The following is a 14,793-nucleotide window of genomic DNA, read 5'->3' as shown; positions in this document are numbered from 1 at the left end:
GGAGAACTTTTATGAAGGATATTCTAAGATCAGACTACGCGATCCATGTTCGAGATAGTATTCATTACAAGGGTATTGAGGGCTATAGAGACGATCAATATCTTTATTTTATCATTCCAGCAACGAACAAGGAAACATTATATATGGAGCAGGCAGCACTGACATATTATTTAGTTGAAAATGGTTACAACCATGTGGCACTTCCCGTTCCGACGATAAACGGTGAATGGTTTCGTCCGATTGATAATACAAATTATATGGTACTTCGAATCCAACAGTTACAAGGACAGATAAGCACATCTTACGGAAAAAAACTAGCAGAATTTCATCAGCTTAGTTCAAATTATCAGTACGAACCACAGGAAATCTCTAGCTATGGTCAATGGAAAGATTTATGGATCAATAAACTAATGGCATTTGAAAATAAAGTCAATGAAGAATCAAAAAGTTACTCAAGTTCGTATTACCGTTTAGTAATGGATATCCTCCCATATATTATCGGTATTAGTGAAAATGCTATTCAGTATATGCAAGAAACAGAATCAGAAACAAGGTATCATTTACATGATCAAGGTACATTTTCATTTCAACGGTATCGGAATAATCTCCATGACCCAATTATATGGATGTATGATTTAGTATACGATCATCCAGCACGCGATATATCAGAGTTTATAAGAAATCAATTGTTATGGAATGAAGAAGATGATCATAAAGAAATAGCGAATTTTGTACATGATTATCAATCTGTTCGTCCAGTTTCGATTTTTAGCTGGAGATTAGTCTATGCTCGTTTGCTTTTTCCAGTTCATCTATTCGATTGTTTAGAAAAGGGATTTTCAAGTAGAGACTTTGCTCAACAGGAAGAGGAATTAAAGGAGATGATTCATCGACAGGAGAAGTATGAACAAAAACTAGCGTCCATTTTTGAAATGCTCCAGGTCGACTATCAATCTTTGGAGATTCCTGTGTTACACTGGTTAAAATAGGTAAGGAAGGTGTAAGAATGACGAAACCAATCTTATATATCACTCGGAAAGTGCCAGATCAGATAGTAAAAAAGATCACAAGCAATTTTGACGTTCGTATGTGGGAATATGAGGATCAACCTGTTCCAAGAAATGTTTTATTACAAGAAGTGAGAAACGCAGATGGAATTCTCTGTTTAATTTCCGAACAAATTGACAAGGAAATCCTAGATCAAGCAAAGCGACTTAAAATCATTTCAAATATGGCAGTTGGTTATGACAATATTGATGTTTTAGCAGCTCGTGAAAAAGGGATTGTTGTAACAAATACTCCAGATGTTTTAACAGAAACAACTGCTGATCTAACATTTGCATTATTAATGGCAACAGCTAGAAGATTAGTCGAAGCGAGTGATTACATTCGTAACGATCAATGGACAAATTGGTCTCCTTATTTACTTGCAGGTTCTGACATTCATCGAAAAACAATTGGAATAGTTGGAATGGGAAGAATTGGTCATGCAGTTGCGAAACGTGCCAAAGGTTTTGATATGTCTATTCTTTATCACAATCGTAATCGGAACAGAAATGCAGAAGTAGAACTGCAGGCGGAATATACTGATTTCGAAAGTTTGCTAAGGAATGCAGACTTTGTTGTGTCATTAGTTCCACATACGCTAGAAACAGATCAGTTATTTAACAAAGAAGCTTTTGCGAAAATGAAGTCATCCGCAATATTTATTAATGCATCCCGAGGAAAAGTGGTAGATGAAGACGCATTACTGCATGCTTTACATACTAAAGAGATTAAAGCAGCAGGACTAGATGTTTTTTCTACGGAGCCAATTCGACGTGATCATTCGCTTGTTAAGCTAGATAATGTTGTTTGTTTGCCACATATTGGTTCAGCAAGTGTGGAAACAAGAACACGAATGCTACAATTATGTATAGAAAATTTAGAAGGGTATTTTTTCGGAAAAGGACCGAAAACACCAGTTTGATCATATAAAAAAGCAGACATCATGAATGTCTGCTTCTAAGTTTATGGTAGTAATTAAAATTAAAATTAAAATACTTGTTCGATTTCTTTTACACCTGGAACTTCTGTACGTAATGCACGTTCAATCCCAGCTTTTAGCGTGATTGTAGAACTTGGGCAATTACCACATGCTCCCATGAGACGAAGAAGTACAATGCCATTTTCATCAACATCTACTAACTCCACATCTCCACCATCGCGCAGTAAAAATGGGCGTAGCTTATTTAATACTTCCTGAACCTGTTCTTGCATTATCCATCTTCTCCTTTCCTAATTCTTATTATAAAGCGTTTCATAAAAAAAATCTATCTTTTAATACACTCTATTTATGACTAAATGTTGACATGTAACGAAAGTTTCACTAAATATTTTATCTTTATACAAAGATTTTGTAAAATAAAAGTATCTTATCGATTAAGTTTGAATATAATGGAGGTTTTCACATGGGGAAGGGTAATGTTTTAATTACTGTATATGGGGCGGAACAAATTTGTGCTAGTTGTGTTGGCGCTCCAGGCTCTAAGGACACGTACGAATGGTTACAGGCAGCAATTGGTAGAAAGTATGTTGATGACTCCATCACTTACGAATATGTAGATATAGATGAACCTCCTGAAATAGAAAAGCATAAACAGTTTGTGGAGAAGATTATTGAGGAAGACTTGTTTTATCCAATCGTGTTTGTAGATAATGAGATGGTTGCAGAAGGTATTCCGCGATTAAAAACGATCTATCAAGCATTAGATAATCATAATATTGAATTACGGTCTGAATAATTGGAGGATGCGAAGGATGGAAATACCTTATATTAAAATGCATGGTTTAGGAAATAGCTACATTTACCTTGATTTGTTTCAATTTGAAATAGAAGAAGACCAGTTGGCTACATTGGCTCAAGAGGTTTCGAATGTAAATACGGGAATTGGTTCTGACGGATTGATCTTGATTCACCCGAGTGAAGTTGCTGAGGTTGGAATGCGTATTTTTAACAAAGATGGTTCAGAAGGTATGAGTTGTGGGAATGGTCTACGTTGTACAGCAAAATATGCATATGAGTATGGAATTGTGGATCGTCCTAATTTCAAAATAGAAACAAAAGCAGGGATTGTGGAAGCAGAGATTTTAGTAGAGGAAGGGAAAGTGAATGATATTACGGTTAATATGGGTTCTCCTATATTAAATCGATCGGCAATTCCAATGCTTGGTGATGATGATAAACACGTTATAAATGAAAGGTTTGCTATTGGTGATAGAGATTTACATGTTACAGCTGTATCGATGGGGAATCCCCATGCTGTTTATTTCGTAGATGATATTGAACAGGCACCTTTATATGATCTTGGCCCGATCATTGAAAAAGATGAAAGGTTCCCTGAAGGTGTAAATGTAGAGTTCATTGAAGTACTTTCTGAAAACGAATTGAACTTTCGTGTTTGGGAACGTGGTTCAGGTGTGACCCAGGCTTGTGGAACGGGAGCATGTGCAGCAGCTGTAGCGTCTATATTAAATAATAATGCTCGGAAGAATGAAACAATTACGGTCCATTTGCTGGGTGGTGACCTACAAATAAAGTGGGATGAGAATGATCAGGTGTGGATGACAGGTGGGGCAGATATTATCGCAACTGGTGTTTATCAGTTTCATATATAAACGATATAGTTGAAACGCATCTCTTCAGTTTGTATACTAGTAATTGTATCGACATGTGATTTTTAAAGGGAGGTAATAAGATGCCGATTACAATCACAGATAATGCTCGTCATCAGATTCAGGACATGATGAAAGAGGAAACGGATAATGTTCGTCTACGTTTTGGAATAAAAGGTGGCGGATGTAGTGGATTGTCTTACTCATTAGGTTTTGACTATGATATAAATGATGAACTAGATATGGTTGATGAGATTAATGACATTCCTGTCGTTATTTTCAAACAAGATATTCCTATTATTGAGGGGACGACCATTGATTTTAAACAAAATATGATGGGTGGCGGATTTAGTATTGATAATCCAAATGCCATTGTGTCTTGTGGATGTGGATCTTCATTCAAAGCCAAAGATTATGAAGGAACACCAGAAAAGTGTTAATGGTAAAGCTAGAATACATAGAAGTGTTCTAGCTTTTTTTGTACTAAAATCCTCATTACGCTGGGATCAAATGCGTTCAGCACAAAAATAAAGCTTGGCTTCGCGATAGACGAAATCAAGCTTAAATCTTTATTTTTAAAACATGCTTGTGGAATGCTTAGGTTGTATTCGTGCTTTCGGGTCAATATAGTTTTTTGCGTTATTGATAGCTGTTGGGCCTTCACCGAAACCAGTTGCTATTAATTTTACTTTTCCATCATATGTACAAATATCTCCAGCAGCATAAATTCCTGGAATATTTGTTTCCATTTTGGAATTAACAACAATACTGTTTTTCTCGATTTCTAATCCCCAATCCTTGATAGGGCCTAATGTAGAAACAAAACCATAGTTACAGATAATCGTATCGATATCTAACTCGAGCGTTTTATCGCCTTTCACTTCTTCCAAGACAATTTTTTCTATTTGGTCATTCGCAATAATATCAGTTGGTACATACGGAGTTAATACCTCTACATTTGATTTTTTTAACTGTTCTACACTGTGTTCATGTGCCCGGAATTTATCTCTTCGATGTACTAGGGTAACCTTCTCAGCAATTGGTTCTAGCATGAGCGCCCAGTCAACTGCAGAGTCTCCGCCACCTAAGAGGACTACTTTTTTCCCTTTATATTGATTCATGTCCTTTACGTAATAATGTAAGTTAATTCCTTCGTACTGTTCAGAATTTCCTACGTTTAGGCGGCGTGGTTGAAATGCACCATTTCCGGCTGTGATGATAATGGTTTTGGTATAATGAACTTCTTTATTAGATGTAATCTTGAAGGAATTATCCTCAAGTCGTTCTACCGTTTCAACAGCCTGATCCAATACGATCGTTGGATTAAATAAATTTGCTTGTTCTTCTAAGTTTTCGACTAATTCCTGTGCACGTACTTTTGGAAAACCTGCAATATCATATATATATTTCTCTGGATAAAGCGCGCTCAATTGCCCTCCAGTATGTGGTAAGCTTTCAATTATTTTAACGCTTGCTTGACGCATTCCACCATAAAATGCTGTGAATAATCCGACAGGACCTGCGCCGATAATCGTAACATCATATACTTTGTCTGACACGATTATTACCTCCACTTCTCTATATCAACTTGTATCCCTAACATCGTATCATATATTGAATGATATTTCTTCCATGTTGTATTGAGATAGAAATGTAATCTGAAAAATAAAAATAAACGGTAATGGGTTGAAAAATATAGTTAAAAGAGCTAATATTATCAGTGGATATAATATTACGATTTTGTGACAAGTACATAACAAGATATTAATCTATTTATATTTTCGTACGTGAAATATGTCACATATAGATAATCCGTAATATGTCATTATAGATTTATAAATATTATAATTGGAAGTGATTGAGAGTGAAGAATCCAAACGTAGTAATTTTAGGTGCAGGTTATGGTGGACTTATGACTACTGTTAAACTACAGAAGTCACTTGGGGTAAACGAAGCTAATATTACGTTAGTAAACAAGAATGACTATCATTATCAAACAACTTGGTTGCATGAGACAGCTGCCGGGACAATACATCATGATCAAACACGTATTCCGCTTAAAGATGTCGTTAATATGAGTAAAGTGAACTTTGTACAAGATACAGTGGTTGAAATAAAACCAGATGAGAAGAAGGTTAAACTAGAAAACAGTGAGCTAGACTATGATATTTTAGTTGTAGGACTAGGGTTTGAACCAGCAACATTTGGAATACCAGGACTAGAAGAAAATGCATTTATGATCAATGATATTAATAGTTCACGTCTAATAAGAGAGCATTTGGAACATAATTTTGCAATGTATCATAATGAAGAAGAGAAAAATCCTGCACGATTGAATATCGTAGTAGGTGGCGGTGGATTTACCGGTATCGAATTTGTTGGTGAATTAGCAAATCGTATTCCTGAGTTATGTGAGGAGTATGATATTGATAAGGCACAAGTGCGTATCATTAATGTAGAAGGAGCACCTACTGTATTACCTGGTTTTGATCCGGAACTCGTTGAGTATGCAATGAATTCTTTGGAAGCACGTGGTGTAGAGTTTATTACGGGTGCATTATTAAAAGAAGCGAAACCTGAGAGCATTGTATATGAGAAAGATGGAAAGCAGGTTGAAATTCCTACTTTGACTACTGTATGGGCTGCTGGTGTTCGTGCTAACTCTATTGTAGAAAAATCAGGCTTTGAAAATAACCGAGGTAAAGTTGAAGTACGTAAAGATATGCGTGCACCTGAGTATGATGATGTCTTTGTTATCGGGGATTGCGCATTGATTTGGAACGGTGAACGTCCATTCCCACCAACTGCACAAATTGCAATTCAACAATCAGCTACTGTTGCACATAATGTAAAAGCATTAGTACAAGGTCATACTGACTTAGAAAGCTTTGAGTTCAATTCACTTGGTACATTAGCTTCACTAGGACATAATGATGCTGTAGGTGTGATTATGAACGATCGTAAAATTTTCGGTTGGAAAGCTACCTTTATGAAGAAAATGAGTGATAATCGTTATCTTCTAAAATTAGGTGGAGTCGGACTAATGCTGAAAAAAGGGAAATTTAACTTTTTCTATTAATTGACAACTTCATGAACATTTCTTTAAATGGGATTGTTAGAAAAGCAAAGGCAACTTTATTGTCTTTGCTTTTTTCATGATTTATTTATAGAATGGATTTTGTATGAATAATTACGTCTAATAAAGGGGAATATACGTTGATACAACTTATCGTTTCTATATTGTTATTTTTTGTGATCTTTTTTGGTCTAGCTTTTATATTAAATATGTTGTTACGAAGGACTTGGGTAATGACTTTCATTTATCCATTTATCATTATAATTATTGTGGATAATATTTCAACAATCGATTATTTCACTCAGACTGGTGAAGCCTTTCAGACCCTTTTTACAAGAGTAGTAAATTTAACAGCGATTGACATTGTTATCTTAGCGGCTGGTTTTATTGGTACGATTGTATCTGGCTTTGTTATTAAATATCTTCGTAAAAATGGATATCAAATGTTTTAGTTCTCTGATTGGATGGCCTAGCAAGCAGAGATAAACTTTTATTAATGCTCTGAAGCTTTTATTGAAATACATTATTTTTAATTGATAATGAATAAATTTTAACTAGATTGGAGATGATGACATCCAGAGAGGTGTTTTTATTGAAAATCAGTAAAATTATTCGAAGAACAAGTATGAGCATACTGTTTATTGCAGCATTTTTGACTACTCTATCTAGTATATCAAATGTTAGCTTTGCAGATGTACAAGTCATGCTTGAAGCAAATACGTATGGTGTATCCCAACCTGCATCCGCTACCATAGATTACCAATTTGTTGAAGGTAGAAAGGTAGGCTTGCAGGAAAAATCATTAAATCAGTTGAAACAGCAAGAGACTTATATATCTAGTGAGGAAATTGAAGGGCCACAGACACTTGAGGAGGCCGTGGACTATGAACAATACCCAAGTGCTACGGTAGTTGCTACCGGTTACACAGCTGGGGTCGAGTCTACGGGAAAAACGCCAGATCACCCACATTATGGAATTACTTATTCAGGAGTTAAGGTAAAGCGTGACTTATACTCTACTATTGCTGCAGATTTGTCCATATATCCTATAGGGACTGTTATGTTTATTCCCGGTTATGGTTATGGCGTTGTAGCGGACAAGGGTGGAGCCATTAATGGGAATAAGATCGACTTGTATTACGAGACGGTTGAAGATGTTTATTCAGAATGGGGTAAAAAAGAAGTAGACGTCTATATTATTGAAATGGGTGATGGAACCCTTTCAGAAGAAACGTTAGCAGAGTTAAATGAAAATGAAGCATTACAAGTATTTCGAGAACAAATTAACAAGAGTTAAAGTAATATAAGAACATAAGCTTTTAGTTTGAATTGACAATAATGAACCGCATGAAATCAAATTTCTCTAAATAGGATTTCATGCGGTTTTATTAGATTATGCGTTTTGTTAGACCAATTGGTTGGTCTAAGAAAATAAAGGATAAAGTAAGAAAGCAATAATGATTCCAAAGATTCCCCCAAAGAATACTTCGATTGGTTGATGGCCTAATAGTTCTTTTAATTCCTCGCGTTTTTCGTATTCTTCTTTTTTATTCCAATCTTTTGCTTCCTCTACGAAATACAGGAAGTCTTTGTGTAGTTTATTCAGTACAACAGCTTGTTCCCCTGCATGACGCCGTACACCGGATGCGTCAAACATAATAATTACACTAAAGATACACGAAATTGCAAACATGGATGATGCGACACCTTCCGTAATCCCAATAGCCGTAGATAGTGCTGTTACTGCAGCTGAATGACTGCTAGGCATGCCTCCAGTGCTAAATGCTAAGCTTGGTTTGAATTCTTTTGTAGCAATCAATGTAATTGGCACTTTAATTGCTTGAGCTAATATTATTCCCGAAAAAGCAGCCCATAAAGGGAAATTTAAAAATAATTCCATGTTGTTTATGCTTCCCTTCTTTTCATGATTTGTTATATCAATTCGTTATGATTGATGTCATTTTATCATACTGAAAAGAGAAAAGCATACGAATCCGAAATATAATTGTGTAGCTTAAGAAGTAGCTTGCCACTTGAAAGTTACGCGCTTCGCAAGGTTAATGATGAATATTGCTGCCAAACAGGCTAAAGCACCGTCTTTAATTAAAAATGGAATCATACCAGACCAAGCCACTAGATAGGAAATCTCTAGTTCTAACCACGTGTTCATGGCAATGTACATGTATGTAACACCAATTCCATAGTTAAAAACAAGCCCTATAATCGCCGCAAAAGTATAAAGTACAATAGAGTTTTTATTTCCTTTTTCTGCAATCCAGCCGACGAAAAAAGCGACAAAGATAAAGGAAATAATAAATCCACCTGTAGGGCTAATGATTGCCATAGGTCCTGCAGATAGTCCTGCAAAGATTGGAACTCCAGCCATCCCTACTAGCATATAGGTTATCATAGAGATACTCCCTAGTTTTTTCCCCAACATTAATCCAGCTAGGATGGCGAAAAATGTTTGTAGAGATAATGGAACGGATGCTCCACCAATTGGTATGGCTAGCATTGGAAACCAGACTGTAATATTTGCTCCAATCGCCATTAGACATACAAACACTGCCCCATACGTTAAATCAATAGCTCGTAATTGTTTCATTTCAACTCTCTCCTTCCCTTATTATTGATCATATCTCTGCATCACCTTATTGTCAACCTTCAATATTTTTGGTTGACAATAAGTTAACAAAAAACAGCTTTTCAAAAATGAAAAACTGTTTCTCTTTCTTACTTAATTGCCGCGTCTAAGGCGATTTCCATCATCTCATTAAACGTTGTTTGGCGTTCGTCAGCTGACGTTTCTTCACCAGTTAAAATATGGTCTGAGACGGTAAGGATGGATAATGCTTGGCGATCAAATTTTGCTGCCAAGGTATATAAAGCCGTCGTTTCCATTTCAACTGCAAGAACTTTATATTTTGCTAATAATTCATTAACCTCTTTTGCATTATCACGGTAGAACGTATCACTCGTGAATACATTACCAACACGAAGGTTCATGCCTTTTTCAATACCTACATCATAAGCATTTTTTAACAGTTCAAAATCTGCTAATGGAGCGTAGTCAATACCATTAAAGACCATACGGTTTACTTGAGAGTCGGTAGTTGATCCTTGGGCTAATATAACATCTCGGACCTTAACGTCTTTTTGGATAGCACCACATGTCCCAACACGGATTAGCTTCTTCACGTCGTAGCTCTGTATTAATTCATTTACATAAATAGAAATTGACGGCACACCCATTCCAGTACCTTGTACAGAAACACGCTCTCCTTTATAGGTTCCTGTATATCCATACATTCCACGTACTTGGTTGTACTGTGTAACATCTTCTAAAAATGTATCGGCAATAAACTTAGCTCTTAAGGGGTCACCTGGTAATAGAATTTTATCGGCTATTTCACCTTGTTTTGCTCCTATATGTACACTCATATTCTATTCCTCCTAATTTATCTTTCAAAAATACATTAGCATAATGTAATTTTAAAGACAAACGATACCAAAAAAGATCAAAATGGTTCCCTTGTATAAAAAAATTGTATATAATAGAGTTAGTTCAGTTATTCACGAATGGATATTTGAGGGTAATTGCGAAAAATGGTACATAATAAGTTTTGTACAAGTAAACATTAGGATTGGAAGGATGAATTAACATGAAAGAAAAAACATTTACAATTACTGCAGACACTGGCGTACATGCTCGTCCAGCAACACTACTAGTAAATAAAGCAGGGCAATTTCAGTCAGATGTAGAGCTTTCTTATAATGATAAAACAGTTAATCTGAAATCCATTATGGGAGTAATGTCTTTAGGTATTCCTAAGGGTGCTGAAATTAAAGTTTCTGCTAATGGTAATGATGAAGAGGAAGCAATTGCTGGTGTAGCAGAAGTAATTAAAGAAAACTTGGGTGAATAATGGTTTTGTGATAGGCTAGAGTATGGTTGATACTCTAGCCTTCATTATTGGTAAAAGCTTTTTTTGTAATCATTATTTTCAAGTGCTTCAAGTACAGTTAGTGCTTTTTTATTGAAAGCTGTTTCTTTTGACTGAAGCTGTTCTTTGAGCTTATCTATTGCTTGGAGAAGTGATTCTCTGTATGGTGGTACATCAGCTTCAAATGAAAATACGGCACTCTTTAATACATTTGCTTTTTCGTTTTTCGCAAGTGCTTTTCGCTGATGAAAGAATACTCCTTCTACTTGTTTTGGATGGTGTAAGTCTCCTTGCATTGGGTGCTTTTCAACAGCCAGTACTTTGATTAGAAAATTTTCTCCTCGGTCTTCCATAATCTCTCCAATGTAAACACCAGATTTATACGTAGCACGTACATAATCTCCAATTGAAAAATCTGCCAATATGATTCAACTCCTTTCATTCTATTTTGCCAAATATATTACAAATTAGCGAACAATTGGTTTTACTATTTATAATCATCTCAATTTGTTATACTATGGTGCAGAAGGACGTGGTTCAAATGATGGAATTTTTATATTTTCCAGAAGATAAATCTGAATACATTCCTGCAATCATTACGTTAATTGTCTTTGTTGCTGCTGCAGGGGTTGCAATGTATATGATAACGAAGAAGTCTAAAAAAGAAGAAAACAGATTTGAAGAAGAGTATAAACAATTGAAAAATGAGTATAAAGAATAGGAACAAAATGGAGGGCATACTACTTGAGATGCCTTCTTTTTTTATTCCTGATGAAATGGGAATCTAAAGAGCTAGTAAGAAGGTTGAATTGGTAAAAGGAGCGTGATTTTCATACCTTTGTTGCTGTGCATTTGTACTTTACGTGTTTACTCTTCACTTTTTTAGGAATACTAATGGCAGAAGTTATGATAAAGGGGTAATCAACATGCGGTATGTATTAGTCGTCCTTTTGTTTCTATTGGCATCCTGTCAAAGTGATGAAGTTTCATCTAAAACAATTGATATGTATAACACGGATGGAGATATGGTTGGTACAGCAAAATTATTAGAACAACCAGATGGAGTTCAAGTGACAATTAAATTAGAGGGACTAGAACCAGGTTATCATGGCGCACATGTGCATGAATTTCCAAAATGTGATGCACCTGATTTTAAGACAGCAGGAAACCATTTCGATCCTGAGGGCAATGAACATGGTTTAATGCATCCAGAAGGAGCACACCTAGGAGATCTGCCTAATGTAGAGGCGGATGAAGGTGGTCTTGTAGATGCGGAATTAATGCTGGCGGGTGCAACATTGACAGACGGTAAGAATTCGATTTTAACCGGTGAAGGAACTTCTCTAATTATAACTGAAGGGCAGGATGATGGAGTTAGCCAGCCTAGTGGTGATTCAGGAGCTCGTATTATTTGTGGGGAGATAAAATCTGGAAATCAAAATGAATCTACAGAGTCTCCTACAGATCCAACAGAACTAAATGAGGAGCAAGAGGAATAAAGAAGTTGAAAACACGAGAAATTCTCGTGTTTTTTTATACCATATAACCTATTGATTAGATATCATTTCAAGTGCAGAACAAGTAATTGGACAATTGAATCGGACTTGTTACATTACATGTTGGCTGCGAGGAATTTACATTTTAATTACAGTGGAAAAGCCACTAATTCAAATGGGTTAAAAATACTATATATTTCTCAGTGGTATCATCCTATGTCTGGACGAATTCAGAAAATGAATATGCTATTACTACTTAATTCGACAATACCCAACAAATAAACATAATATAAAATTCAAAGTAACGAACATTTTAAATTATATTTTAAAGATTGTTCGTGAAATTATCTTTTAAATCAGTTATCCTTTGAAATTATATTAAAATATATTACTTGGGTATTAATTACCATTTTTTGGTTAATCACTTATCTTTTTAATGTAAATTTAGTACTATTAATACTGATTAATGTACTATAGGAACCGCTTTGAAAACCTTTCATTGTCTTCGAATATAATATATTTAAATATTTAACTTTCAAAGATTAAGAATGTAGGATTGAATATACAAACAATTCTAATACGTGAATGCATTACTCTTGTTCTGGTAACAGCGGTGGAACTTATATCCAGTTATTAATTGATGAGGAATTTGAAAGTAATACTAGGGAATAAAGGTCTAAATAAGTAGTCAAGGTTAAATGTATAATAGTTGAAAATGGTACGATGATTTTGAGCCTTTTGCCTATCTCCTCTTTTATTATTTTCAAGTATTAGGTTCTGGGTATTCAATTTTATTGCCTCAACTTTATTGCCTCAACAAGTAATTTACGGATCAGCTAAAGATAATGTAATGTCTTAAGTTTGTTATATTATTATACTATCAAAAAGGAATAGATGACTTTAGGAGTGTTTGAGTAATGAAGCATGGAATGATAGTTACCTTAATGACATGGATAATTATTATTTTTACTTTGTCTGGATGCAGCTTTTTTGAACATGATGAATTACCTGAGAATGAAGACCTCAAGGAAGTAAATGATGATGAAAGTAGTGTTGTAGAGAAGGTTATAGATGACGAAAATAGTAATGATTCCTACTTGAATGAAGAGGAATTTGAGGAGGAACCAGTTGAAGACCTATTAGCTAATTTGCTAGAGACTGCGCCAGAGCTGCCGACAAATGTTGAGGAAGTTGTAGAATATCCTACCGGACCACTAGCGGGGAATGGAAGACATAATGGGCAAGAACCTATTATGTCCACTGATGAAATGGTGGAATTCGTTGAAGAGACCCTCCCACCCATTCCAGAAGATGCAGATGAAGCCTATCTCAATGATTGGTTTAAAGCATATCGTTTTTTATTTGCGGAGAGTTACCCAGATCCTAATCAAATCCTTACTTCCATTAAATTTAATCAGTACGGACATCCAGAAATGGAGGATGAGCGCTTTCAATTTAAAGATCAAATGAATGTTCTCATCATTTTGGATGTTAGTGGTAGCATGGCCAATATGATGGATGGAAGTACAATGATGGACATCGCCAAAAATTCTATTCGAGAGTTTACTTCTACTTTGCCAGAAGAAGCAAATGTTGGCTTACGGGTTTACGGACATGAAGGAAAACGGACAGAGAAAACAAAGGAAGAGTCCTGTGAATTGACGGAATTAGTGTACGATATACAGCCGTTAGAGTCCTCAAGATTCAGTCAAATCATTGATCCATTTGAACCAACCGGCTGGACGCCAATCGCCCTTAGTTTAGAAGAAGCCAAAAAAGATTTTGAGGCATTTCCAGGAGCTGAAAATACAAATCTAGTTTATGTTGTCAGTGATGGGGCAGAGACTTGCGGTGGAGATCCTGTACGTGTAGCAGAAGAATTAACGGAATCGGATATCCAACCCATTATTAATGTGATTGGATTTAATGTCGATATGGATGGTCAAAGTCATTTGCGAGAAATTGCCGAAGCAGGTGGTGGACTGTATACGGATGCTGGAAATGAGGATCAACTTAATGAAGCGTTTGAACAAGCAAATGAACTATTAAAACAATGGCGCTCATGGAAAATTAATTCGAAAAGAGAAGCTACAAACCAAAGAATTGCTCAAAATCTTGATGCTGGTAAATTCAGAGTAAATTGGAACAATTATCTTCGTGATGAAGATATAATAATGCATCGAGTTTTATTGGAGTTAGATCAAAAATATCTAGGAGGACACTTCCATAACTTGAATAACAAAAGAAGTGATCTATGGCACCTTATAAAAGGCCTAGGAAAAGAATCAGAAGAATACTTGTTAGAGGAAATAGAAAATAATTATTCAGAAATCATGGAGGAAATCAATCAGGAATTTGATGAAAATGTAGATGATAACTAATTTCTTAAGAACCTGTATTTAGAGGTTATGAAAAGCGTGAAAGGTGATGGTATTACGAGTGTGGCATTATTAATGAGTTGGTGTACCAATTATATGTGTTTAATGGATGATATATTATATAGTTAAAGCTATTGTATAAGTTAATTATCCCTCTGTTGACAACGAATCAAATAAAAATGGTTACACATCTATTCGAGTCTATGAGTATTTTTGTAAAAAAATAATGAGCGTTTTAAATTTTG

At 35.4% G+C, this 14,793-nt stretch carries 18 protein-coding genes; 12 read left to right on the top strand and 6 right to left on the bottom strand.

Annotation, left to right across the window (positions count from 1 at the left end; translation table 11 throughout):
* Positions 1-11: 11 nt before the first annotated feature.
* Both BMX40_RS11000 and BMX40_RS10995 read left to right on the top strand, forming a co-directional pair.
* Complete coding sequence (locus tag BMX40_RS11000) at positions 12-989, top strand: protein kinase family protein (RefSeq protein ID WP_090869814.1); 978 nt, start codon at positions 12-14, stop codon at positions 987-989.
* A gap of 17 nt (positions 990-1,006) precedes the next feature.
* A complete protein-coding gene (locus BMX40_RS10995; protein WP_090869812.1) occupies positions 1,007-1,969 on the top strand; it encodes a 2-hydroxyacid dehydrogenase in 963 nt (320 codons plus the stop codon).
* Positions 1,970-2,034: 65 nt separating this feature from the next.
* Here BMX40_RS10995 and BMX40_RS10990 read toward each other — a convergent pair whose 3' ends face one another.
* Positions 2,035-2,259 carry a NifU family protein gene (locus BMX40_RS10990; protein ID WP_072891216.1) on the bottom strand — a complete coding sequence of 75 codons (225 nt, stop codon included), beginning with the start codon at positions 2,257-2,259 and terminating at the stop codon, positions 2,035-2,037.
* 191 nt (positions 2,260-2,450) lie between these two features.
* Between BMX40_RS10990 and BMX40_RS10985 the strand changes: the two genes are divergently transcribed.
* From BMX40_RS10985 to BMX40_RS10975, 3 genes are all read left to right on the top strand, one after another.
* Positions 2,451-2,783 (top strand): YuzD family protein, encoded by a 333-nt coding sequence (locus tag BMX40_RS10985; RefSeq protein WP_090869810.1) that lies wholly within the window; start codon positions 2,451-2,453, stop codon positions 2,781-2,783.
* 16 nt (positions 2,784-2,799) lie between these two features.
* The gene (gene dapF, locus BMX40_RS10980) at positions 2,800-3,657 is read left to right on the top strand and encodes a diaminopimelate epimerase (protein ID WP_090869809.1); all 858 of its coding nucleotides are present in this window, start codon (positions 2,800-2,802) and stop codon (positions 3,655-3,657) included.
* A gap of 80 nt (positions 3,658-3,737) precedes the next feature.
* The gene (locus tag BMX40_RS10975) at positions 3,738-4,094 is read left to right on the top strand and encodes a HesB/IscA family protein (RefSeq protein WP_090869807.1); all 357 of its coding nucleotides are present in this window, start codon (positions 3,738-3,740) and stop codon (positions 4,092-4,094) included.
* Positions 4,095-4,229: 135 nt separating this feature from the next.
* Here BMX40_RS10975 and BMX40_RS10970 read toward each other — a convergent pair whose 3' ends face one another.
* The gene (locus BMX40_RS10970) at positions 4,230-5,213 is read right to left on the bottom strand and encodes an NAD(P)/FAD-dependent oxidoreductase (protein ID WP_090869805.1); all 984 of its coding nucleotides are present in this window, start codon (positions 5,211-5,213) and stop codon (positions 4,230-4,232) included.
* Between the two features lie 305 nt (positions 5,214-5,518).
* On the opposite strand from BMX40_RS10970, the gene BMX40_RS10965 reads away from it, so the two are divergent.
* From BMX40_RS10965 to BMX40_RS10955, 3 genes are all read left to right on the top strand, one after another.
* Positions 5,519-6,733: an NAD(P)/FAD-dependent oxidoreductase gene (locus BMX40_RS10965; protein WP_090869803.1), complete on the top strand. Its 1,215-nt coding sequence runs from the start codon at positions 5,519-5,521 to the stop codon at positions 6,731-6,733.
* A gap of 137 nt (positions 6,734-6,870) precedes the next feature.
* Positions 6,871-7,182: a YuiB family protein gene (locus BMX40_RS10960; RefSeq protein ID WP_090869801.1), complete on the top strand. Its 312-nt coding sequence runs from the start codon at positions 6,871-6,873 to the stop codon at positions 7,180-7,182.
* 140 nt (positions 7,183-7,322) lie between these two features.
* A complete protein-coding gene (locus BMX40_RS10955; RefSeq protein ID WP_425287854.1) occupies positions 7,323-8,027 on the top strand; it encodes a 3D domain-containing protein in 705 nt (234 codons plus the stop codon).
* Positions 8,028-8,153: 126 nt separating this feature from the next.
* Here the strand turns inward: BMX40_RS10955 and BMX40_RS10950 are convergent, their stop codons facing one another.
* From BMX40_RS10950 to deoD, 3 genes are all read right to left on the bottom strand, one after another.
* The gene (locus BMX40_RS10950; protein WP_090869799.1) at positions 8,154-8,630 is read right to left on the bottom strand and encodes a divergent PAP2 family protein; all 477 of its coding nucleotides are present in this window, start codon (positions 8,628-8,630) and stop codon (positions 8,154-8,156) included.
* Between the two features lie 114 nt (positions 8,631-8,744).
* Positions 8,745-9,335 (bottom strand): biotin transporter BioY, encoded by a 591-nt coding sequence (locus tag BMX40_RS10945; RefSeq protein ID WP_090869797.1) that lies wholly within the window; start codon positions 9,333-9,335, stop codon positions 8,745-8,747.
* 128 nt (positions 9,336-9,463) lie between these two features.
* Positions 9,464-10,171: a purine-nucleoside phosphorylase gene (gene deoD, locus BMX40_RS10940; protein WP_090869795.1), complete on the bottom strand. Its 708-nt coding sequence runs from the start codon at positions 10,169-10,171 to the stop codon at positions 9,464-9,466.
* 221 nt (positions 10,172-10,392) lie between these two features.
* Between deoD and BMX40_RS10935 the strand changes: the two genes are divergently transcribed.
* Positions 10,393-10,656: a phosphocarrier protein HPr gene (locus BMX40_RS10935; RefSeq protein WP_090869793.1), complete on the top strand. Its 264-nt coding sequence runs from the start codon at positions 10,393-10,395 to the stop codon at positions 10,654-10,656.
* A gap of 44 nt (positions 10,657-10,700) precedes the next feature.
* On the opposite strand, the gene kapB is transcribed toward BMX40_RS10935, so the two are convergent.
* On the bottom strand, positions 10,701-11,096 hold the full coding sequence (gene kapB / locus BMX40_RS10930; RefSeq protein ID WP_090869791.1) for a kinase-associated lipoprotein KapB: 396 nt from the start codon (positions 11,094-11,096) through the stop codon (positions 10,701-10,703).
* 119 nt (positions 11,097-11,215) lie between these two features.
* On the opposite strand from kapB, the gene BMX40_RS10925 reads away from it, so the two are divergent.
* The 3 genes from BMX40_RS10925 to BMX40_RS10915 all read left to right on the top strand — a co-directional run bounded on the left by BMX40_RS10925 (position 11,216) and on the right by BMX40_RS10915 (position 14,551).
* Positions 11,216-11,395 carry a hypothetical protein gene (locus BMX40_RS10925; RefSeq protein WP_090869789.1) on the top strand — a complete coding sequence of 60 codons (180 nt, stop codon included), beginning with the start codon at positions 11,216-11,218 and terminating at the stop codon, positions 11,393-11,395.
* A 205-nt stretch (positions 11,396-11,600) separates the two neighbouring features.
* A complete protein-coding gene (locus BMX40_RS10920; protein ID WP_090869787.1) occupies positions 11,601-12,173 on the top strand; it encodes a superoxide dismutase family protein in 573 nt (190 codons plus the stop codon).
* A 914-nt stretch (positions 12,174-13,087) separates the two neighbouring features.
* Positions 13,088-14,551, top strand: a complete 1,464-nt coding sequence (locus BMX40_RS10915; RefSeq protein ID WP_090869785.1) for a VWA domain-containing protein — start codon at positions 13,088-13,090, stop codon at positions 14,549-14,551.
* The last annotated feature ends 242 nt before the right edge of the window (positions 14,552-14,793 follow it).

The sequence above is a fragment of the Oceanobacillus limi genome (genome assembly GCF_900111445.1).
GTDB lineage: Bacteria > Bacillota > Bacilli > Bacillales > Amphibacillaceae > Ornithinibacillus > Ornithinibacillus limi.
This window is presented reverse-complemented; position numbering and strand designations above follow the sequence as displayed.

Bases quoted from the DNA above. Each gene is read 5' to 3' on its own strand.
- BMX40_RS11000 (WP_090869814.1), top strand. From the start codon at position 12: ATGAAGGATATTCTAAGATCAGACTACGCGATCCATGTTCGAGATAGT.
- BMX40_RS10995 (WP_090869812.1), top strand. From the start codon at position 1,007: ATGACGAAACCAATCTTATATATCACTCGGAAAGTGCCAGATCAGATA.
- BMX40_RS10990 (WP_072891216.1), bottom strand. From the start codon at position 2,259: ATGCAAGAACAGGTTCAGGAAGTATTAAATAAGCTACGCCCATTTTTA.
- BMX40_RS10985 (WP_090869810.1), top strand. From the start codon at position 2,451: ATGGGGAAGGGTAATGTTTTAATTACTGTATATGGGGCGGAACAAATT.
- dapF (WP_090869809.1), top strand. From the start codon at position 2,800: ATGGAAATACCTTATATTAAAATGCATGGTTTAGGAAATAGCTACATT.
- BMX40_RS10975 (WP_090869807.1), top strand. From the start codon at position 3,738: ATGCCGATTACAATCACAGATAATGCTCGTCATCAGATTCAGGACATG.
- BMX40_RS10950 (WP_090869799.1), bottom strand. From the start codon at position 8,630: ATGGAATTATTTTTAAATTTCCCTTTATGGGCTGCTTTTTCGGGAATA.
- BMX40_RS10945 (WP_090869797.1), bottom strand. From the start codon at position 9,335: ATGAAACAATTACGAGCTATTGATTTAACGTATGGGGCAGTGTTTGTA.
- deoD (WP_090869795.1), bottom strand. From the start codon at position 10,171: ATGAGTGTACATATAGGAGCAAAACAAGGTGAAATAGCCGATAAAATT.
- BMX40_RS10935 (WP_090869793.1), top strand. From the start codon at position 10,393: ATGAAAGAAAAAACATTTACAATTACTGCAGACACTGGCGTACATGCT.
- BMX40_RS10925 (WP_090869789.1), top strand. From the start codon at position 11,216: ATGATGGAATTTTTATATTTTCCAGAAGATAAATCTGAATACATTCCT.
- BMX40_RS10920 (WP_090869787.1), top strand. From the start codon at position 11,601: ATGCGGTATGTATTAGTCGTCCTTTTGTTTCTATTGGCATCCTGTCAA.
- BMX40_RS10915 (WP_090869785.1), top strand. From the start codon at position 13,088: ATGAAGCATGGAATGATAGTTACCTTAATGACATGGATAATTATTATT.